The organism is Sphingobacterium sp. BS-2 (genome assembly GCF_046161205.1).
Lineage (GTDB): Bacteria > Bacteroidota > Bacteroidia > Sphingobacteriales > Sphingobacteriaceae > Sphingobacterium > Sphingobacterium mizutaii.
Genome location: NZ_JBIXGO010000020.1, coordinates 101,016 through 121,769, shown reverse-complemented (window position 1 = coordinate 121,769; position 20,754 = coordinate 101,016). Strand labels below are relative to the sequence as shown.

Below are 20,754 nucleotides of genomic sequence, written 5' to 3'. Positions count from 1 at the left end.
AATAAAGTTGTGATGAATATGATTATTTTAAACGTTTAGTTATCAAACATATAACATTTATTTAACATTTGAATGAGCAAGTAATAAATGCATGTAGTAGTAATGTATATATGGATTATTTTAATTACAAACTAATACATCACATATTTGTTAAGTGAACAAACACTTTTTTACTTACTAAACATTATTCACTCAATTAAACCATTTGTTATATGAGGAAGTTATTTACACTGACCTTTGTTTTCCTAATTAGCTTTACATGGCTATACGGTCAAAACAAAACCGTAACAGGTACGGTAAAGGACAGTCAGAGCATGATGGCTTTGCCTGGAGTTTCCGTTTCTATTAGTGGCAAATCAGGAGGAGCTCAGACGGATGAGGCAGGCCGTTTTAGCTTAGAGGCAAGCTCTACTGATTCATTGGTATTCTCCTTTATAGGGTACCTGTCGCAAACCATCGCTGTTGGCGACAAAGATCAAATCAATGTTTTCTTAGATGATGAGAACATGGCTTTAGAAGAAGTCGTAGTTGTCGGTTATGGTACACAGAAGAAAGTAGACTTAACAGGTTCCATTGGATCTGTTAAAGCTGAAGAAATTGTGAAACAACCTGCTATGTCAGCTATGCAATCTATCCAAGGTAAAGTAGCCGGATTGAACGTAACAGCTTCTGAAGCTCCGGGTTCTACCCCACAGGTTACTATCCGCGGTCTAGGAACTGCATTAGGAGGAAGAAATCCATTATATATCGTGGATGGTTTCCCAACGGATAACCTAAACTCCATTAACCCAGCAGATATTGAGTCTATTAACGTATTGAAGGATGCGTCATCAGCTTCTATTTACGGTGTTCGTGCTGCCAATGGGGTAATCATGGTGACTACCAAAAAAGGTAGAGTTGGTTCAGTGAAGATTGGGTATGAGGGCTATGCAGGCATGAAAAACATGTTGAACCGTGTTAAAATGGCCGATGCCTCTCAATATATCCAATACTACAATGAAAATATCCAAGGAATCGGAAGAGGTACTCTATTAGCATCCAGCCAAGCCAATAATACGGACTGGTTTGATGAAATCCTTCAAAATGGTACTGTATTCAATAATTCCATCAATATTTCTGGAGGTTCTGAGATTGTTGACTATTTCTTCAGTGCGAATAATTTTACGGAGCAAGGTATCATCGATGGTTCTAAATTCACTAGAAATACCATTAGAAATAACAATACCTATAAGTTCTTGGACAACAAACTTAAGTTTATCCAGACATTAAACCTTTCATTCAATAAATCTACGCCAAAACCATTCGGAGCATTTAATGATGCCTACCGTCAGACTCCATTGGCTCCAGTTATGTTTGACAATGGTCGTTACGGTACTTCGATCTACAATACTACTACAGGTGTTGCTGGATACCAAACTCAACCTGGTGAAGCTACTGGTAACTTGAACTCGATCGGTAACCCAGTTTATGCGATCCAAAGAGCGAATCAATTGTTGAACAATACCCGCCTTCAAGGTGGTATCGAAGCAGAATATCAAATATTTGATTTCTTGAAAATCAATTCACGTATTGGTGGAACTAAGATCTTCAGCAATGAAAGATCCTTTACTGACATCAAAGATGCATGGTTAAATGGTAGTCCACTTCGTACAGAAGCTGATTTCAATAAATTGAAGAATGACAATCCAAATGTGACCCAATATGCAAACAACAGCTTGATGTATAAAAAGAATGAAGACTTCAGATGGCAATGGGAAACCTTCTTGACATTTGACAAAAACTTCAATGGACATCAAATTAATGCGGTTGCTGGTTTCTCAAGAGAGAAATCAAATATTTCAAACATGCTTTCGGGAACCGGGTACGACCTACCTGTATTGGAGCAATATTGGAACATTGACATGGCTTCAGCAGATTATACCAAAGTATTGAACCAAACTTATTATACGCCAAGAGCCTTAGCTTCTTATTTCGGACGTGTTCAATACAATTATAACAGCAAATACTACGCAACAGCGACGATCAGACGTGATGGATCTAGTGTATTTAGAAATACAGGTGACTATTATGCTACTTTCCCTTCGTTTGGTTTAGGTTGGACCATCTCCAATGAAGATTTCATGAAAGACAATACCGTATTGAACTTCTTGAAATTGAGAGCTAACTGGGGTGTATTAGGAAACCAAGATATTCCATTGAACGTTTCTCAATTATTGACTGCTGAAGGTAGTTCAAACTATAACTATGTATTCGGACCTGGTCAAGACTTAGTTTTAGGAGCAGCATTTGGTAGCCCTGCATTGCCATTGACTTGGGAAAAAACTCAAGAAACTGGTATTGGTTTAGATTTCGAAATGTTCAACAGAAAACTATCAGGATCGGTAGATTTCTATAATAAATTGAACACAAACGTATTGATGAACGTTCAGCCAATCTTGAACTCCCCTTTTGCTAATAACTTCTACGATCATGGTGGTAAGGTTAGAAACAAAGGTATTGAGGTGATCTTGAACTGGGCAAATTCAGTTTCGGAAGACTTTAATTACAACATCGGCGTGAACTATTCATACAACCATAATGAGTTGACCGATGTAAAGGCAGCTTATGATGGTGCTATCGGTGGTAGTTTGGCGAATGGTCAGATCACTAAACAGATCAAATCTGGTCAGCCACTGTACGGCTGGTGGATGTGGGAGACCGAGGGTGTTTGGCAAAATGCTGATGAAATTGCTAATAATCCAAAATATGGTACTCCTCGTCCTGGACACCTACGTTACAAAGATCAAAATGATGATGGCGTAATTGACAACAGAGATAAAGTATTCTTTGGCTCGTATATGCCAACTTCTACCTATGGAGTGAACCTAGGTATTAACTACAAAGCGATTGATTTCTCTCTTTCTGGATATGGTGTTGCAGGTAATAAAATCTACAATGCTTTGAAAGGAACTAGAATCAATGGTGGTGAAAATATCACGGAAGATACTTTCAACAACCGTTGGACTGCAGACAACAAATCAAACACCAACCCAGGTGCTGATAGAGATTCTTATGCATCCAACTATTACTTAGAATCAGGTAATTATTTCAGGATCAACAACATTACTTTGGGATATACCTTCAAAAAGTTATATAACTCTACTTCAAACATGAGATTATATTTCACTGCACAGAATCCATTTATGTTTACTAAATACAGTGGTTTCTCACCAGAGATTGCTAGTGATGGTAATCCTCAATTGACTTCAGGTATAGAGTTATCGGCATACCCTACTACAAGAAACTTCTTGTTTGGTATCAATGTTCAGTTCTAATTAATTAATGACGACAACATGAAATTTAGAAATTTAAATATAGCATTATTGGCAGCTGCAGGTCTTTTGATGACTGGCTGTTCCAAGGATTTTTTAGACGTGCCATCCCAGGAAGTAATCGAAGCTGAAGATAGTAATGAAAATTACTCACCCGAAGTATTAGTGAATGGTATCTATGGGATGTTCACGGACTGGAATTATGGATTCTCCTTCATGGGGATTACAGAGATCATTTCGGATAACTCGGATAAAGGTTCTTCACCTACCGATACAGGTAGTGACAAAGATATTTTAGACAATCTAACTTATACTGCTACAGCTGGTTCATTTTCAGCTTTATGGGAACAATGGTACAAGTCTATCGGTAGAGCGACCAATTCTATCCAATTTACTGAAGAATATGGCCTGACTGATGAAACCTTGAAAAACAGGTATATCGGTGAAGCGAGATTCTTGAGAGCATTGAATTACTTCTGGTTGGTTCGTGGCTGGGGCGATGTCCCTATCCAAGAAAAAGACCTGATCGTTAGAGCTCCTCAGGCTGAAGTGTATGCCTATATTGAGGCTGACCTTCAGTTTGCGATCAATAATCTTCCTGATAAGTCTAAATACGCGGCTAAAGACTTAGGTAGAGCTACTAAAGGTGCTGCCCAAGGATTATTATCCAAGGTATATCTATACCAAGGAAAATGGCAACAAGCATTTGATATGGCACAAGCAGTAATTGGTTCTGGTGAATACTCTTTAGAGCCAGATTATGCTAAGATCTGGAGATTGGCTGGTGAAAATGGATCAGAATCTTTATTTGAAGTTCAAGCTAGAGGTTCTTCGATTGCACATGGTATCCAACAATACTCACAAACGCAAGGACCACGTGGTGGATCTGCTAGCATCGGTTGGGGTTTCAATACGCCATCTCAAAACCTTTTGGATGCTTTCAATGCAGAAAAAGATGATATCCGCCGTGATGCTACCATTATTTTCAGAAATGAGACCATGTTTGATGGTTTAGAAATCGGTAATACCGAGAATGAAATGTACAACGAAAAGGCTTATTCATCAGCAAATGGTGGAGCTTCCGATACAGATAAAAACCTTAGGTACTTACGTTTAGGTGAAATCTACTTAATCAAAGCAGAAGCTGCAAATGAATTGGGCAATACCTCAGAAGCATTGACAGCCTTGAATGCGGTCCGTTCTCGTGTTAAACTGGCTAATTCCACAGCTTCAGGCCAAGTGGCTATTCGTCAAGCGATCTGGAAGGAACGCCGTTTAGAGTTGGCAATGGAGCATGATCGTTGGTTTGATTTGGTTAGGACCAAACAAGCTGAGGCAGCGATGAAAGCTGCTGGAAAGCCTTTCCTTGCTAAACATTATCTGTTCCCTATTCCAGATAATCAATTGATTCAAACACCAGATATGGTTCAGAATACTGGCTGGTAAATTTTCATACAATTAGAGGGAAGGTCTTCGGGTCTTCCCTTCTATTACCACAATCAAGCATGAGAAATCTATACTCCACTATATTATTGTTCAGTTCAATTTTCATGGCTTGTTCTAAAAACGAAGCCCCTGATAAACCTTCTAATACCGGTTTTGCACTGACTTCTATAAGCAATGGCAATAAAGTTTTGGGAGCCACTTCCAAAGGAATTGAGCTTCAACCTGAATTCATTATTGAATTTGATGAGAATCTTTCCAATCAAGATTTAAATAGTGCTATTCAGATTCTTGATGCCAATAAATCCACTATTTCAAGCACAGTTAAACTACTTGAAGCAGGCAAAAAGGTTTCCATCAGTCCGACAAAAGCCTTAAATCCACTTTCTAAATATGAGGTATTGGTTAAAAATTCGCTGAAAAGCAATGCCAATAGTTCATTAAAGCAACAATACAATTATTCATTCAACACAGCGATTGACCCTTCTGATAAGTTCAAGAGGATTTCGCAAGATGAGTTGATGACCTTGGTCCAAAAGCAGACCTTTAACTATTTCTGGACCTTTGCGCATCCCAGTTCTGGCATGATCAGGGAGCGAAATAGTTCTACTGAAACCGTTACTACTGGAGGGACTGGATTTGGTTTAATGGCAATTGTAACTGGAGTTCACAGGAACTTTATCAGCAAATCTGAAGGATTGGAAAGGACCAAGAAAATAGTTTCCTTTCTCAAGACAGCGGATAGATATCATGGAGCTTTATCGCATTGGTACCTAGGTGCAACCGGAAAAACCCAACCTTTCAGTGAGAAAGATAATGGTGCAGATATCGTTGAGACCTCCCTACTCTTTCAAGGGCTATTGGTCGCTAGGCAATATTTCCAAGACGCAACCTTAACCGCTGACATCAATGCCCTATACCAAGAGGTGGAATGGAATTTCTTCCAAAATGGACAGAATGTGCTATTCTGGCATTGGAGTCCTAATCATAATTGGGACATGAACCTGAAAGTTCAGGGCTGGAATGAATCTTTGATCACCTATGTATTGGCGGCTGGCAGCAGTAAGTTCAGCATTGACAAAAAGGTTTATGACGAAGGTTGGGCAAGGAATGGCCAAATGAAAAACGGAAAGCGTTTCTTTGAGATGGAATTACCACTAGGACCAGACCAAGGTGGACCTCTTTTCACTGCTCAATATAGCTTTCTTGGGATCAATCCAATGGGTTTAAAAGATGTTTATGCGGATTATGAGGTACAAGTGAAAAATCAGACTTTAATCAACCGAGCTTATTGTATCTCAAATCCAAAGGGATATTATGGATACTCTTCAAGCAGTTGGGGTCTTACGGCCGGGGATATTCCAAATGGTTATTCGGCGATGTCGCCAAGCAATGATCTAGGGATCATCAGTCCGACAGCTGCATTGACTTCAATGGCATTTACGCCAAAGGAATCTATGGAGGCCATGGAGTTCTTTTATTATAAGCTTGGTGATAAATTATGGGGCCAGTATGGCTTTAAAGATGGTTTCTCTTTAGATGAACCTTGGTTTGCGGAAAGTTATATCGCCATCAACCAAGGACCTATCATCATAGGTATAGAAAACCATCGCAGTAAATTAATCTGGAACTTATTGATGAAAACTCCAGAAGTAAAAAATGGATTAAAGAAATTAGGGTTTAATTCTCCTAACATTTAAGATAATATGAAGATACGAGCAATTACAATCGGGCTATTATTAGCAGCTGCAGGGATTCAATCTTGTCAGAACGTTCAAAAAACAGATGGCAAAAAGGAAACTAGCCAGTCTGTTGATAGCCTAGCCCATTCGAATGATTCCTTGATGAACAAGATTCAGCAACAGACTTTCCAATATTTTTGGGAAGGTGCTGAACCTAACTCAGGGATGGCAAGAGAGAGAATCCATATCGATGGGGTTTATCCAGAGAATGATGAAAATGTTGTTACCATCGGCGGTAGTGGATTTGGGATCATGGGTTTGATCGTTGGAATGGAGCGCGGCTATATTTCCAAGAAAGAAGGAGAAGATCGCTTAAACCATATCATGGATTACTTGGCAAAAATCCCAAGATTCAAAGGTGCATGGTCGCATTGGTACCATGGTGATACGGGCAAGGTTAAAGCATTCAGTGAAAAAGATAATGGCGGTGATTTGGTTGAAACTGCGTTTTTAGCACAATCACTGATCGTCGTGAGAGAATATTTAAAGAATGGTTCTGATACCCAGAAATCCATTGCCAATAAAGCAGATGAACTATGGAAAGAAATTGATTGGAACCATTATACCAATGGCAAAAATGTATTGTTATGGCATTGGAGTCCAACTCATGATTTCGGAATGAATCACCCGATCCAAGGTTATGATGAATGTCTGGTAACCTATGTTTTGGCGGCCTCCTCTCCTACACATGCTATCGATACTGCTGTTTACAACCAAGGTTGGGCAAGAGATGGCAAAATTAAGTCAGATCTTAAAAAATTTGATATCCCAATTGGGATCAAACATAATGCAAAAGAAGGTCAGGTTGGACCATTATTCTGGGCACATTATTCCTTCTTAGGCTTAAATCCGAATGGATTAAAGGATCAATATGTTGATTATGGTCAAGTGGTGGTGAACCATGCGAAGATCAACATAGCTTATGCTGAAGAAAACCCACAACAGTTTAAGGGATATGGAGCAGATAAAGGCTGGGGATGGACAGCTTCCTATTCAATCAAGGGTTATGATGCCCATCATCCAGACAATGACAAATCAGTCATCAGTCCGACGGCTGCATTGTCTTCTACCCCATATACTCCGAAGGAAAGCTTAGCCTTTGCTAGGTACCTTTTCAATAATCTAGGTGAGAAGGTATGGGGGAAATATGGTTTTTATGATGCTTATAGTGAAACTGAGAATTGGTTTCCGCAGCGATACTTAGCCATCGACCAAGGTCCTATCGTGGTCATGATGGAAAATTACCGTTCTGGTTTGATCTGGAATCTGTTTATGCAAGCTCCAGAGATTCAATCCGGATTGAAAAAGTTAGGGTTTCAAAGTCCAAATTTGAAATAATTAGTGGTTAGTTATGAATGCTCAGCCCAGCTTTGGGCTGAGTTTCTATGAATCAATTTGCAATGAATTTAATTAAGAATATACTCTGTTGTGGACTTATCTTAAGTTCCAATCTGTTGTTTGCACAGCAGGACCAGAAGATGGATGCTTTCATCGATGGACTGATGAGTAAAATGACTATAGAGGAGAAAATCGGCCAATTAAATCTGGTGACTGCCGGTGAAGCAACAACAGGTTCAGTGGTTTCTACGGATGTGGAGTCTAAGATCAAAGCTGGAAATATCGGTGGAATCTTCAGTATGACCTCTCCTGCTCGAATCCGTAAAGCGCAAGAATTGGCTGTTAAAGAATCCCGTTTGAAGATCCCTATCATATTTGGAATGGATGTAATCCACGGTTATAAAACCATTTTCCCTATTCCATTGGGATTGGCAGCGACTTGGGACATGCCATTGATCCAAAAGACAGCCCGTGTAGCTGCTGTAGAGGCCTCGGCTGACGGTTTGAACTGGACCTTCTCTCCTATGGTCGATATTTCAAGAGATGCCCGCTGGGGAAGGATTTCTGAAGGTAGTGGCGAAGATACCTACCTAAGCTCTCGCATTGCGCGTGAAATGGTAATTGGGTATCAAGGTGACGACCTGAGCAAGGACAATACCTTGATGGCTTGCGTAAAGCATTTTGCACTATATGGTGCAGCTGAATCTGGTAGGGATTATAATACTACAGATATGAGTTTGCATAGAATGTACAACGAGTATTTACCCCCATATAAAGCTGCCTTGGATGCAGGTGCTATGTCTGTGATGACTTCTTTTAATGATATCAATGGCGTTCCTGCAAGTGCAAACCATTGGTTATTGACCGATCTATTGCGTAAAGACTGGAAGTTCAATGGTTTGGTTGTCACTGATTACACGGCAGTGAACGAATTAATCGACCATGGATTAGGTGATCTGCAAAAGGTTTCTGAATTATCCTTGAAAGCTGGAGTAGATATGGATATGGTTGGTGAAGGTTTTCTGACAACCTTAAAGAAATCCTTAGATGAAGGCAAAGTTTCAGAGGATGACATCAATAGAGCTTGTCGGTTTGTCTTGGAGGCAAAATATAGATTAGGCTTATTTGAAGATCCATTTAAATATTGCAATGAAGACCGCGCTAAAAAGGAAATCCTAACAGCTGACCATTTAAAGTTGGCTAGAGAAGCAGCAGGCAAATCTTTTGTGTTATTGAAAAATGAAAACAATAGCTTGCCATTAAAGAAGCAAGGAACAGTTGCTGTTATTGGTCCATTAGCCAATACTGGTGCGAATATGCCAGGTACCTGGAGCGTTAGTGCAGATCTGAACAATACCCAATCTCTAGTAGAAGGCATGCGTTCTGTTCTGGGCAATAAAGTTAATATTGTGACCCATTTAGGCGCGAATTTAACAGATGATCCTGCATTACAAGAACGTTCTACGATGTTCGGCCGTACTATCCCTAGGGATGATCGTGCGCCAGAAGAAATCATTGCAGATGCTGTCAAAGTATCTCAAGAAGCTGATGTTATTATTGCGGCTTTAGGTGAGAGTTCTGAAATGAGTGGTGAAAGTTCAAGCCGTACCGATCTCAATATTCCCGAAAGTCAAAAACGCTTGTTAGAAGCATTGGTGAAAACTGGAAAGCCAGTTGTATTAGTATTATTTGCCGGAAGACCAATGACCCTAACTTGGGAGAACGAGCATGTTCCAGCTATTCTGAATGTTTGGTTTGGGGGAACTGAAACTGGCAAAGCAGTGGCTGATGTCTTATTTGGTGATGTGAATCCATCGGGAAAACTCCCTGCAACCTTTCCTCAGAACGTTGGACAATTACCAATGTACTACAGCCAAAAAAACACAGGCAGACCTTTGGCAAAAGATGCTTGGTTCCAAAAGTTCAGATCCAATTATTTAGATGTAAGTAATGAACCTTTATATCCATTTGGATATGGTTTAAGCTATACGAATTTTGAATATGGGGCAGTAAAATTAGATAAATCAAGTATCAGTAAAACGGATCAAATAAAGGTTACTGTAAGCATAAAGAACAACGGAAACTTTGACGGTGAGGAAGTGGTTCAATTATATCTTCAAGATCTAGTAGGTTCACAAACAAGGCCCGTAAAAGAATTAAAAGGATTTCAGAAAATCTTTTTAGGAAAAGGGAAATCAAAAGATGTTGAGTTCATTTTGAAAGAAGAAGATCTTCGTTTCTATAATCAAAAGTTAGAATTTGTATCAGAACCTGGGAAATTCAAGGTTTATGTAGGAACGAATTCAAGAGATGTTCAGGAGGCTGAATTTGAATTGATGGACTAGAAGAACTTGCATAATAATAGTTAGAACAATGAGTAAGAGCGACCCTAATTGGTCGCTCTTCTTTATTTTATTTAGCTTCGTTGTAGAAATCTACTTCGATAAACTTCTGAAAATCACTTTCATCATCCTGTGCTAATTGAAACTGCTTGATGACTCCAGCAATATTCAATTTTGTTTCAGGCAATAGGCCAGCATCCTTATCATGGGCAACTAAAACCGATTGGCCAGAGACATCGTCCTTGATTTCATAAACGATATAAGTTTCACTTATCGGAATTAAGGTAAATACATCAATAACAGGGATCGATATATAGCCAGAAATAACTCCTTCGCCCTCAATTTTCCTAGGTACCCCAGAGATGATCACTCCAGTTCCAGCTTTTAAGGATTCCAACTCAGCATGCGAGTCTATTTTCTGTGGAGCATACTTTTGAAAGCTATCCGAAAGATTATCATCAAATCTACCTTCAATTTCTTGTTGTTCCCTTGCTGTCAAGTTCGTCATCGCTAAATTCAAGAATAATACGGCCTTTTGCTTTTGAAGACCTGCACCTGCGACCTTAGAAACCTCTGACTGTGAAATAAGATCATCATCGGCTTTTGTGAAAATATTATAAAATTGACCACCGTTGTCTAAGGCATCGATGGCTTGACTAGCACTATTGAAAGGTGTTATTTGTTCCATGGGAGAATTTATTATTGATTTACTTAAATCTAAGGATTTTATTGTTTTTATAATAGCTATTTACCGTTTATCTAGAGCTTTTTGGCATTTATGACATGGGTCAGATGATGGTTACAATGCCAAGAATAAATCCCGATGGCTGTTTCAATACTGATTACCTTTTTACTTTCAGGATTGATAAATTGCTTTTTCAAATCCTCTTCGGAAAGACTTTCCAATAGCGTTGCCCAGCGTTGGTGTAATCCTTCCAAGATCTTTATCGAACTCTCAATAGGCTGCAAACTATCCGCCAAACATGCCCATTTATCCTCTTTATAAGGTTTAATTGTTGGAGTATCTTCAGTGAGGGCCAATTTAAAACGAATGAAACTATTCATATGGCTATCTGCACAATGGTGAACCAATTGCCTGATGGTCCATCCGCCTTCCCTATACGTCAGTTCCAGATCCTTTTCCTGAAGCTTCTGCACTTCATTTTTCAAGTATTCGGGAAACTTGGCAATGGTATTGATCCAAGAATCAATGGTTTCTTGGGTAATATTTTCAGGCTGACTGAACTTACCGATGGGGTATCTCAGTTTCTCCAATTGATCTTTTAACATTTTCGTAGGTTTTAAATCTTCAAATTAATTGGGTTTATGCCAATTCTCTTCATAGTAATTGATGTATTGTCGGTATTGCGATTCGGGTTCAGCATTTTTAACAACTATGCTTTTCCATTCATCAAATTTTGCCTTATCCTTCGCATGAAAATAACTCTGAGCCATATTGATGGCCATTTCAGCGATTTGACTTTTATCAGAAGCGAGTTCAATGCCTTTTTTATAAACCTTTTCGGCCTCAGGTAAGTTATTGAGGTGTTTTAAAGAAAAACCAAGTTCTCTATAATACCAAAAATTACTAGGATCGTTTTCAATCGCCTTATTCAGGACGATTACCGCCTTATAAAAGCTTCCAGTAGCATTATAGGCATAACCCAGTTCAAATTCCAATCCCGGATAATGAGGTTCTTCCTGATAGGCTTTTTGAAGGATCGGCAAAGCTTTCAAACTAGCCCCGGCCCCATTCATCATAGATGCTTTATGAACTCTTACATCAATGAAGTCTGCATTTACTTTATACCCTTCAAGCCAACTAGGTGGATTTGATAAATTTAAGCTTTTTATCTGCTCATCATTCAGGATCATAACATCAAAAGTATTGAGATCCAATCTTACCTTGATATTAGATGTAGTATCCAATCTAGGTACTTTTTGGAATTTATTGTTTTTATATTCCAATTCACACTCATAATTAAAAGTATATCCAGCTTGTGGATCCAGATAGATAAAACCTAATGCATACGTATTCTGTTTTTCCTTTTTATCAAAGATCACCCATTTATCTTCAGCATCATAAAACTTGGTTTCAAAGGTCAGACCTGACTTTTGTGCGTAAGCGATTTGGATTATAGAAATAAAAAGGAAAAGTATTTTTTTCATGCTTAATGACTTTACGCTAAAGTCGGGAATTAAATGTTAAAAACTAAAAGATGCGAAGGATTTTAAGGGTTTTTAACCAAGAATAAGTCCTAAATAGTGGTTTTTTCTACCCAATAAAAAATAATCAGGCTCATTTTCAGGCTAATAATAATTAAGTTTTGGAGAGCGTACAAAAATTTCTACTTTTGTCGCGGAGAGTTGGCAGAGTGGTCGAATGCGGCGGTCTTGAAAACCGTTAACTGTCACAGGTTCGGGGGTTCGAATCCCTCACTCTCCGCACAAAAAGCCTTCATCGAAAAGATGAAGGCTTTTTTGCGTAGGTGAGGGATCGAACCTTGTGCCGGGCGGGGTTCGACCCGCAAGGGGGTTCAGGGTTGCGTTGGGGGTATGTGGGGCTGAACCAATCCCTCACGGATGCTGATTGAAAATGTTCCTAGAAAACGAAATACAAAAAGCCTTCATCGCAAGATGGAGGCTATTATGCATCGGCTGGTGATCATCCCTTCTACTCGACAGGAATCCCCCTCAAGGGGTTCAGGGTTTGCGTTGGGGGCTTGTGGGGCTGAACCAATCCCTCACGCGTGCTGATCGTAATTATTCCTAGTAAACGAAAAACAAAAAGCCTTCATCGCAAGATGAAGACTCTTTTATGTAGTAATGTAGTATAGTGATCGTCTCTTGTACCAAATAGGAATCCAACCGAAAACTTTCGATCCTTACCTCAGGACCCTCAATCCTAATTTATTTCGTATAATTATTAATTGTAGCCAATAGTTCCGATTTATAAGAATAAATATCATCTACTGATTCTATTAGTTTCCTTTCACCATTATCCTTTCCCATATTGAATAATTCTAAATATTTCACATTATTAGAATTAAAATGAAGTCTACAAATTGGTTTCCTATTGTTATCATCCAATAAAATTCCAAAGTAAGATTGTGTATCTCTAAATGCTATCCTAGAAGCAGGTAATATTTCTCTTAAAATTGCCTTTACAATCTGAAATCCTTCCTTCTCTTCATCAGTAGTTATTATTTTTTCCTGTTTTTCCCCAGTTGCTGAATTTTCATCTATTGGAGTAGTATTTTCAGAGTCTTTTGAAGGGATGGATTCATTAATATTTAATGCATTCTTCAACCTTGAATTTATACTTTCATTAATAAAGTTTGAAATGGCTCTTTTTGAATAATCTTTAAAAACAGCCAACCTAGAAGCTATAAGTGGTTTGTCAAAAAATTTAGAAACCAACATTTTTACAAACTCATCTGATGGATCACTCAATTCTTTTTCCAATTCATATCTTATTGCCTTAATATATTTTAATCCTTCTGCAGAATCTAAGATGCCTTCTAGATTGTAGCCGTTTTTTGTGAATTTTTCTAATATTTTAATATTGGAGTCTTTAAGGTTATTAAGATCTAAAGTGAAAAAAGGTTTCTCATCCATAATATTTGGCTTTTCTAAATCAGCATAAAAATTATAGATATGCCCATTGGTCAAAACTCCAAACCTAGCTTTTGAAACATGATAATACCTATGCAATTGAGAATTGTGTGCATTTGCATTTTCTCGCCAATGCTTACATTCTATTATTAGAATAGGTTCATCATCCTTTTTAATTACATAATCTACCTTTTCGCCTTTTTTAGTTCCAATATCACATATAAATTCAGGGATTACTTCCGTAGGATTAAAGATATCATAGCCTAAAATTTGAATAAATGGCATTACAAAAGCATTTTTTGTTGCTTCTTCAGTTCCTATTTGTTCCTTTAAAGCATCGACTCTTTGATGAAGTTGCTCTAATTTCAATTTTAAATCTTGTTCCATGATGCAATTGGTATTTTTTAAGATTGCTAATATTTAATTGAAGTTAATGGCAAAAGTTGAAGCTTATTTACGGTTAACCGTAATCCATGATTTTTAATTAAATTAGATCAACCCTCCCAACTATCCCTCCCATTCCTTAAATTTATCCTATCACAAAATCCTCATCCCCATGCAACCATCAATTTCCAATAGCACCCTTATCAACGGCATCCATATCTACTACGAAATATACGGCTCAGGCTTTCCATTAATCATGCTACATGGTGGTGGATCGACCATCCAAAGTAGTTTTGAAAGCATCATTCCCTTACTAGCCAATAACCACCAAATCATAGCCATAGAATCCCAAGCCCACGGCAGAACCTCCGACAGAAACTCCCCTTCCTCCTTTAGCCAAGACGCTGAGGATGTCGCCCAACTCTTGGACCACCTAAAAATCAATAAAGCAGATATTCTCGGATTTAGTAATGGAGCCACGACGGCTCTCCAATTGGCCATCAACCATCCCGAAAAAGTAAACAAACTCATCTTAGGATCACCTTTAGCAAAGCGAAGTGGCGTTGCAGACGGCTTTTGGGAATTTATGGAAAATGCCAGCTTAGACAATATGCCGACGCAATTAAAAGAAGCATACCTAAGAGTAAATCCATCAGAAGAAGGCTTATTAAAAATGCATGATAAGGATGCGGCGAGAATGCTGGCATTCAAAGATATTTCCGATCCAGAACTTTCCAGCATCCTTGCACCAAGCTTAATTATCCTAGCGGAGCAGGACATAATTCTTCAAGAGCATGGAATGGAACTCAATAAATTGATTCCGAACAGCCAGCTGGCCATTGTTCCAGGTGTACATGGCGAGTATTTTGGAGAAATCACAACCATAGGTCCAGACTTCAAAGAAGTAAACCTACAAGTCCCTTTGATAGAAAAGTTCCTCCAATAATGAAAAAAGCCAATCTAAAATTAAACCAGCTTTTACTTTATAGGTAGATATTATTTAATCTTTTGTAAACGGATGGTGTCACCCTCCAAACTGAAGAACTTCAGGGTATCGACTTTGATGCTAAATGGAACTTCTCTGTCTGCAGTATCAATGATGATACCTTCATTGGCTTCTAAATTGAAATTATAGGTTCCCTCCCATTTTGTAGTGTCATAAGCAGCATGAAGGATCCCATCCTTTAAAAAGTTTAATGAAAGTTCAACAGAATCTGAATCAACATTCAATTTTCCTTTCCCCTTCCATTCCGTACCAATTATTGCGATTTCCTCATCTACATTAAACTCATCTTTCACACATGAAGTAATTCCAATTGAAACCATTATCAAACCAAAAAGTAGCTTTCTCATCTTATCCTAAAATTTTTCCTGATTAGACCTGCAATTATCAATATTAATGCCAATGTAAAGTTCTCTGAAAAGAGAACATATCAATCCATGCTTAATACGTTTTAAGGATGCTTCTGGTAAATTTTCTTTAAAAGCTCTATGATTTTAAAGTTGAATGAAATAAATTTATTAAAAAATAACTCCTACTATGTTAATGGTAAACTATCATAACAGAACATTCCACACCGTCAGCAATTCTCAAAACGGCGAGACCTCTTCTGAAACAATATTTCATTACAAACAAATCGGCAATGTAGTTTTTGCAGAATACCAAGGTGGCAATATTAAATATGGCCATCTATTGGGTCTTGTGAGCGAATACGGAACCATAGAAATGACCTACCATCAGGTAAATGTTGCTGGCGAATTGATGACTGGAAAATGCGAATCAATCCCCGAAATCTTAAGCAATGGCAAAGTCAGGCTTCATGAAAACTGGGAATGGACTTCCGGAGATTTTTCTAAAGGAAAATCTATCGTTGAAGAGGTATAATCGGTACTAAAAGCTTAAATCCTTCCTGCGCATTCTATTGAATTTTTTGGATACCATTCTAAATCCAGTATATTTAAACCCATATGTTACTGGTACAATTACAATTCAATACCTTTACAACCATCTTGTTGGCGGGGCTCTTGCTCGTCATTATCTTTTTATTGATCTATTTATATAGGAGCCAAAAACAGGTCAATTCTCTTGCAAATAAGCTTAATAAGATCGAAGGAGAATTACATAGCCACCAATTGAAAGATATCGATTACAAGCTTAATCCGCACCTGTTTAAGAATGTATTGAACTCCATCCAGTCCCATGCCTATCAGACTTTCCACTCCTTAGATTCGCTTTCCAATGTGCTGGATTATATCTTATATGAAAGCAGCAAGAAGTTTGTCACACCTCAGCAGGAGATATCCTTTGCGATGAGCTTGATTGAAATCAATAAGATAAAACTGAGTCCCTTATTCGATTTAAAGGTGAAACAAAAGGTTCGAGAGAATGAACCTCTATTGAACCAAAAACTGATGGTTCCTATGTTGAGCACAGATTTGATTGAGAATGCCTTCAAGCATGCCGATATCCAAAGCCCAAATGCCTTTATCTCGGTTACTTTTGAATTCAAGGATAATGTATTCTCCTTGACCGTTGCCAATAAAATATCCAAGAAAGAGCCTATTCAGAAGGACAAGGATGGTTATGGTTCCAAAATGCTGGAACAACGCTTGAATATCGTCTACAAGGACAATTACAAACTCGATAAGTTCATTGAGGGCGATGTCTACATTGCCCATTTAAAAATAAATCTACTTGATTACAAAGCTAAGGTGCTTGCTGCTCGATGATGAGCTGCCAAGCCTACAATATTTGAAATTACTGTGCCAGCAGATTCCTGACCTGGAAGTCGTCAAATCCTTTAATTCCCCTCAAGATTTATTGGCAGATCTTCCTACATTGGATTTTGACCTATTGATTTCAGATATTAATATGCCTGGCTTAAACGGTCTCGAGCTAGCTGAACAATTACGAGGCAAGCCTATAATCTTTATCACGGCCTATGCTGAATATGCTGCTGATGCATTTGACCTCCAAGCCGTCGATTATATCCGAAAGCCGCTCAAAATTGAGCGATTAAAGCAAGCTATCCAAAAACTATTGAGTATTCGTGGTAGAAAACCGATTGAAGAAAAATACTTCGTCCAATTAAATACTGATCAAGGCAAATACCTGCTCTATTTTGACCAGATTGCCTATATCCAAACTTCATCCCTTGATAGCCGCGATAAAATCGTTCGGCTTGTGGATCAGAAAGAGGTAACCCTTAAAAACATCTCCTTTGATAAATTATTGGAGATTCTCCCTGAAATGCAGTTTTGTAGGATCAATAAAAAGGAAATCATTTCCATGAATATCATCAGTTCCTTCTCGCATGATGAAATCAAGACCAATTTTAATATTGGAACCGATGCTCCCCTAACCTTTAATCTGAGTGAAATCTATAAAACCGCTTTCATCCAAAAGGTCAGTTTATAGTTTCGCTACATAAAAGCCCCCTTTCATTACATATTTCGGCTTGATGGTCCAATAAGCAAGGTTTTTAAGTTTATTAATTTCTATTTTCATCCCGTCAGACTGCGCAGAAACTGACGCCAAAACAAAAATTGAAGAAGGAATTATTGTATGAAGAACTTAAAAAGCAGCTTCTTTTATATTGTTATCATTGGTGGATTTTCATTATTGATTTATTGGATTATCAACCATGGTGCTTTTATGGAAGAAGGTCGTCATGTTGAAAACATGGGATCCAACCTTTCCAATTGGGAAGAATTCCTAAGTTCCATGTTGCATAATTTACAGCATCCATTGGCAATTTTATTGGTACAGATCATCGTCATTATATTGGTTGCTAGATTATTTGGTTGGCTCTTTAAAAAAATAGGTCAGCCTTCTGTAATCGGAGAAATCATTGCCGGTATAGTCTTGGGGCCATCCTTTTTGGGCATGTATTTCCCCGATTTCTCTGCTGCCCTATTTCCAGAAGCCTCTTTTGGCAACTTGCAGTTCTTGAGCCAGATCGGATTGATCCTGTTTATGTTTGTCATAGGAATGGAACTGGATCTAAAAGTCTTGCAGAAGAAAGCCCATGATGCCATTGTTATCAGTCATGCTAGTATTATTTTACCCTTTGCATTGGGTGTTGGCTTGGCTTATTTCATTTACCAAAGTTTTGCTCCAGAGGGAATCGCATTCTCATCTTTCGCTTTATTTATCGGGATCTCCATGAGTATTACTGCATTCCCAGTCCTAGCTAGGATTGTTCAGGAACGCCACATGCAAAAAACCAGGGTCGGCACCATTGCCATCACCTGTGCTGCTGCCGATGATATCACTGCATGGTGTCTCTTGGCAGCTGTAATTGCTATCGTCAAGGCAGGTTCATTTGTCAGCTCCCTATATGTTATTGCTTTGGCGGTTGCTTACGTTTTATTGATGATCAAAGTGGTGCGTCCATTCCTTAAACGAATTGGCGAGCTTCACTCTACACGAGAAAACCTTAATAAATCCATTGTTGCCATTTTCTTCTTGACCCTATTGGTCTCCTCTTATCTTACGGAGGTTATTGGGATCCATGCTTTGTTCGGCGCATTTATGGCAGGTGCCATCATGCCCGAAAACTCTAGGTTCAGGAATATCTTCATTGAAAAGGTGGAAGATGTAGCTTTGGTCCTGCTATTGCCTTTATTCTTTGTTTTTACGGGATTAAGGACAGAAATCGGCTTGTTAAACGAACCTTATTTATGGAAAGTAACCGGTTGGATTATTCTGGTCGCTGTTGTCGGTAAATTTGTAGGGAGTTCCCTAGCTGCCAAGTTTATGGGGCAAAATTGGAAAGATAGTCTGACCATTGGTGCATTGATGAACACCCGTGGCTTGATGGAATTGATCGTACTGAATATTGGATTTGATCTAGGGGTATTGAATGCTGAAATATTCGCCATGATGGTTATTATGGCTCTGGTCACCACCTTTATGACCGGTCCAGCAATCGATCTATTCAATAAGATTTTTAAATCTACGGAGGATGTCGTTCCAGAAGAAATCAGCCGACAAGGCAAATATAATATCTTGATTTCTTTCGGCAATCCCGAAACAAGTCCATCCCTTTTAAGATTGGCAAATGGAATGGTCAAGCAATTGAACCAAAGTTCATCCATTACCGCAATGCACCTGACCCCAACGAGTGACCTCACTTATTTAAACTCAGATTTATATGAGTTCGAAACCTTTGAACCTATCGTCAAGGAGTCCAAGTTCTTGGAGCAAAAAATCAGCACCTTATTCAAGGCTTCCAGTAACCTAGAAGCTGACGTCGCAGAAATTGCCAATGATGGCGATTATGACCTTCTTTTGATTGGTATTGGACAGTCCATATATGATGGTACTTTCCTAGGCAAAATCTTGGGGGTAACGACACGGATCATTAATCCTGAAACCTTGATCTATAGGGCTAAGGAGAAGGAAAGTCCGTTTAATACCTCCTCATTTTCTGATAGTACCATTCAGATCATGCACAAAACGAAGGTACCTGTTGGAATTTTTATGGATAAGGGTTTGAAGAAACTGGACAAGATATTGCTTCCTATTTATACAAAGGAGGATTTGGAGCTATTGCCCTATATCCAAAAATTCATCCATAATTCCCAATCACAGGTAACTTTGATCGATGTGCATCATATCCTTCAAGAGGATAAAAAGGCATCAGAAATGGTTCGCGCCATTGCTTTAAAGGCACCTAACCATATTAGCAAATTCGAGGCAATGGATATAGATGCGCAATTATTCAAGGATCATGATCTATTATTGATCAGTGCCGAAAGCTGGCGGGAATTGATCGAAAGCAATAAGATATGGCAATCTGAAATGACTTCCGTATTGGTAATAAAGAAGTAATAACGCATATTTAAATTAATATTCTTGCTGAAGATAATCAGTAGATTTTATTCTTTAATCAATTTTTTATAATTTGAAAGAAATCACGCTATCTCCAAATGGAAGAACAAAATCAAGAATTAAGGGCAACAATAAAAGAATTTAGGGTTGATCAAGATATATCCAAACTGGATCGATTTAAGTTGGATGCACAGCCTACCCCTGACAAAAAATGGACTTATGATCGTCATGCTTGGGATAGAGCCATGTTGATCTTAGAACTGTTTAATGACAATACCGCTGCTGATAAACCACTTATTAAATGGATTTTAGATGAGGAGATCAAAGGTCAAGAACTCGAAATTCCATATTATGCCTTAGATGTCATCGCCTACTTATTGTACAAGTACATGGACAATGAGGATGTCTACCAGCTTTTCCTAGCCAAATTTGCCTATGGCAATGTATTCCATTTAGACGTCGAATTGATCTTTGGCCATGATAGAGATCAAATGAAAGCCTTCTTGAAAGATGACTTGGAATCCAATCCAATGAGTAAAGATATTTTAGCTACGATTGCTTCTTATGAGCAAAACCCAGATGCAAAATTCAAGACTAGGGAGGAATATATCGCCTATTATGAAAATCGAAAAATCAAGCATATTCGGAATGATATCGAGGCCAGCAAAAAATATATGCAAACAGGAGATTATTGATAAAATATATCCCAAACAAAATAGGCTACATTTTCATGTAGCCTATTT

The 20,754-nt window shown here is 38.4% G+C and carries 16 protein-coding genes and 1 tRNA gene; 12 read left to right on the top strand and 5 right to left on the bottom strand.

The genetic code is table 11. The annotated features are described in order from the left end of the window. The first annotated feature begins 212 nt into the window (after window positions 1-212). From ACK2WI_RS15535 to bglX, 5 genes are all read left to right on the top strand, one after another. Window positions 213-3,314 (top strand): SusC/RagA family TonB-linked outer membrane protein, encoded by a 3,102-nt coding sequence (locus tag ACK2WI_RS15535; RefSeq protein WP_409151529.1) that lies wholly within the window; start codon window positions 213-215, stop codon window positions 3,312-3,314. Window positions 3,315-3,332: 18 nt separating this feature from the next. Then, complete coding sequence (locus ACK2WI_RS15530) at window positions 3,333-4,757, top strand: RagB/SusD family nutrient uptake outer membrane protein (protein WP_312696203.1); 1,425 nt, start codon at window positions 3,333-3,335, stop codon at window positions 4,755-4,757. A 59-nt stretch (window positions 4,758-4,816) separates the two neighbouring features. Beyond that, a complete protein-coding gene (locus ACK2WI_RS15525) occupies window positions 4,817-6,454 on the top strand; it encodes a glucoamylase family protein (RefSeq protein ID WP_409151528.1) in 1,638 nt (545 codons plus the stop codon). A 6-nt stretch (window positions 6,455-6,460) separates the two neighbouring features. Continuing rightward, on the top strand, window positions 6,461-7,834 hold the full coding sequence (locus ACK2WI_RS15520; RefSeq protein ID WP_093096460.1) for a glucoamylase family protein: 1,374 nt from the start codon (window positions 6,461-6,463) through the stop codon (window positions 7,832-7,834). A gap of 62 nt (window positions 7,835-7,896) precedes the next feature. Continuing rightward, window positions 7,897-10,179 carry a beta-glucosidase BglX gene (gene bglX / locus ACK2WI_RS15515; protein WP_312696205.1) on the top strand — a complete coding sequence of 761 codons (2,283 nt, stop codon included), beginning with the start codon at window positions 7,897-7,899 and terminating at the stop codon, window positions 10,177-10,179. A 67-nt stretch (window positions 10,180-10,246) separates the two neighbouring features. On the opposite strand, the gene ACK2WI_RS15510 is transcribed toward bglX, so the two are convergent. From ACK2WI_RS15510 to ACK2WI_RS15500, 3 genes are all read right to left on the bottom strand, one after another. After that, window positions 10,247-10,864 (bottom strand): hypothetical protein, encoded by a 618-nt coding sequence (locus tag ACK2WI_RS15510; protein ID WP_175486288.1) that lies wholly within the window; start codon window positions 10,862-10,864, stop codon window positions 10,247-10,249. Between the two features lie 71 nt (window positions 10,865-10,935). Then, window positions 10,936-11,466, bottom strand: a complete 531-nt coding sequence (locus ACK2WI_RS15505) for a YfiT family bacillithiol transferase (RefSeq protein WP_312696206.1) — start codon at window positions 11,464-11,466, stop codon at window positions 10,936-10,938. 24 nt (window positions 11,467-11,490) lie between these two features. Then, a complete protein-coding gene (locus ACK2WI_RS15500; protein ID WP_312696207.1) occupies window positions 11,491-12,345 on the bottom strand; it encodes a tetratricopeptide repeat protein in 855 nt (284 codons plus the stop codon). A 192-nt stretch (window positions 12,346-12,537) separates the two neighbouring features. On the opposite strand from ACK2WI_RS15500, the gene ACK2WI_RS15495 reads away from it, so the two are divergent. Further along, a tRNA-Ser gene (locus ACK2WI_RS15495) sits at window positions 12,538-12,622 on the top strand. A gap of 464 nt (window positions 12,623-13,086) precedes the next feature. Here the strand turns inward: ACK2WI_RS15495 and ACK2WI_RS15490 are convergent. Continuing rightward, on the bottom strand, window positions 13,087-14,178 hold the full coding sequence (locus ACK2WI_RS15490) for a type I restriction endonuclease (protein WP_409151527.1): 1,092 nt from the start codon (window positions 14,176-14,178) through the stop codon (window positions 13,087-13,089). A gap of 169 nt (window positions 14,179-14,347) precedes the next feature. Here ACK2WI_RS15490 and ACK2WI_RS15485 point away from each other — a divergent pair, with 169 nt between their 5' ends. Further along, complete coding sequence (locus ACK2WI_RS15485) at window positions 14,348-15,121, top strand: alpha/beta hydrolase (RefSeq protein WP_312696209.1); 774 nt, start codon at window positions 14,348-14,350, stop codon at window positions 15,119-15,121. 50 nt (window positions 15,122-15,171) lie between these two features. Here ACK2WI_RS15485 and ACK2WI_RS15480 read toward each other — a convergent pair whose 3' ends face one another. Beyond that, window positions 15,172-15,528 (bottom strand): hypothetical protein, encoded by a 357-nt coding sequence (locus ACK2WI_RS15480; protein ID WP_093096445.1) that lies wholly within the window; start codon window positions 15,526-15,528, stop codon window positions 15,172-15,174. 193 nt (window positions 15,529-15,721) lie between these two features. Between ACK2WI_RS15480 and ACK2WI_RS15475 the strand changes: the two genes are divergently transcribed. The 5 genes from ACK2WI_RS15475 (at window position 15,722) to ACK2WI_RS15455 (ending at window position 20,706) form a co-directional block, all read left to right on the top strand. Further along, window positions 15,722-16,060 carry a n-acetylglutamate synthase gene (locus tag ACK2WI_RS15475; protein ID WP_312696210.1) on the top strand — a complete coding sequence of 113 codons (339 nt, stop codon included), beginning with the start codon at window positions 15,722-15,724 and terminating at the stop codon, window positions 16,058-16,060. A gap of 83 nt (window positions 16,061-16,143) precedes the next feature. Beyond that, complete coding sequence (locus tag ACK2WI_RS15470) at window positions 16,144-16,905, top strand: histidine kinase (RefSeq protein WP_312696211.1); 762 nt, start codon at window positions 16,144-16,146, stop codon at window positions 16,903-16,905. After that, complete coding sequence (locus ACK2WI_RS15465; protein WP_409151526.1) at window positions 16,871-17,593, top strand: LytR/AlgR family response regulator transcription factor; 723 nt, start codon at window positions 16,871-16,873, stop codon at window positions 17,591-17,593. Before ACK2WI_RS15470 ends, ACK2WI_RS15465 begins: the two co-directional genes overlap by 35 nt. Window positions 17,594-17,740: 147 nt before the next feature. Continuing rightward, window positions 17,741-20,011 (top strand): cation:proton antiporter, encoded by a 2,271-nt coding sequence (locus ACK2WI_RS15460; RefSeq protein ID WP_312696213.1) that lies wholly within the window; start codon window positions 17,741-17,743, stop codon window positions 20,009-20,011. Window positions 20,012-20,109: 98 nt separating this feature from the next. Beyond that, window positions 20,110-20,706 (top strand): hypothetical protein, encoded by a 597-nt coding sequence (locus tag ACK2WI_RS15455; protein WP_312696214.1) that lies wholly within the window; start codon window positions 20,110-20,112, stop codon window positions 20,704-20,706. The last annotated feature ends 48 nt before the right edge of the window (window positions 20,707-20,754 follow it).

Bases quoted from the DNA above. Each gene is read 5' to 3' on its own strand.
- ACK2WI_RS15460 (WP_312696213.1), top strand. From the start codon at position 17,741: ATGAAGAACTTAAAAAGCAGCTTCTTTTATATTGTTATCATTGGTGGA.
- ACK2WI_RS15525 (WP_409151528.1), top strand. From the start codon at position 4,817: ATGAGAAATCTATACTCCACTATATTATTGTTCAGTTCAATTTTCATG.
- ACK2WI_RS15480 (WP_093096445.1), bottom strand. From the start codon at position 15,528: ATGAGAAAGCTACTTTTTGGTTTGATAATGGTTTCAATTGGAATTACT.
- ACK2WI_RS15530 (WP_312696203.1), top strand. From the start codon at position 3,333: ATGAAATTTAGAAATTTAAATATAGCATTATTGGCAGCTGCAGGTCTT.
- ACK2WI_RS15470 (WP_312696211.1), top strand. From the start codon at position 16,144: ATGTTACTGGTACAATTACAATTCAATACCTTTACAACCATCTTGTTG.
- ACK2WI_RS15500 (WP_312696207.1), bottom strand. From the start codon at position 12,345: ATGAAAAAAATACTTTTCCTTTTTATTTCTATAATCCAAATCGCTTAC.
- ACK2WI_RS15505 (WP_312696206.1), bottom strand. From the start codon at position 11,466: ATGTTAAAAGATCAATTGGAGAAACTGAGATACCCCATCGGTAAGTTC.
- bglX (WP_312696205.1), top strand. From the start codon at position 7,897: ATGAATTTAATTAAGAATATACTCTGTTGTGGACTTATCTTAAGTTCC.
- ACK2WI_RS15520 (WP_093096460.1), top strand. From the start codon at position 6,461: ATGAAGATACGAGCAATTACAATCGGGCTATTATTAGCAGCTGCAGGG.
- ACK2WI_RS15510 (WP_175486288.1), bottom strand. From the start codon at position 10,864: ATGGAACAAATAACACCTTTCAATAGTGCTAGTCAAGCCATCGATGCC.
- ACK2WI_RS15455 (WP_312696214.1), top strand. From the start codon at position 20,110: ATGGAAGAACAAAATCAAGAATTAAGGGCAACAATAAAAGAATTTAGG.
- ACK2WI_RS15535 (WP_409151529.1), top strand. From the start codon at position 213: ATGAGGAAGTTATTTACACTGACCTTTGTTTTCCTAATTAGCTTTACA.
- ACK2WI_RS15475 (WP_312696210.1), top strand. From the start codon at position 15,722: ATGGTAAACTATCATAACAGAACATTCCACACCGTCAGCAATTCTCAA.
- ACK2WI_RS15490 (WP_409151527.1), bottom strand. From the start codon at position 14,178: ATGGAACAAGATTTAAAATTGAAATTAGAGCAACTTCATCAAAGAGTC.
- ACK2WI_RS15485 (WP_312696209.1), top strand. From the start codon at position 14,348: ATGCAACCATCAATTTCCAATAGCACCCTTATCAACGGCATCCATATC.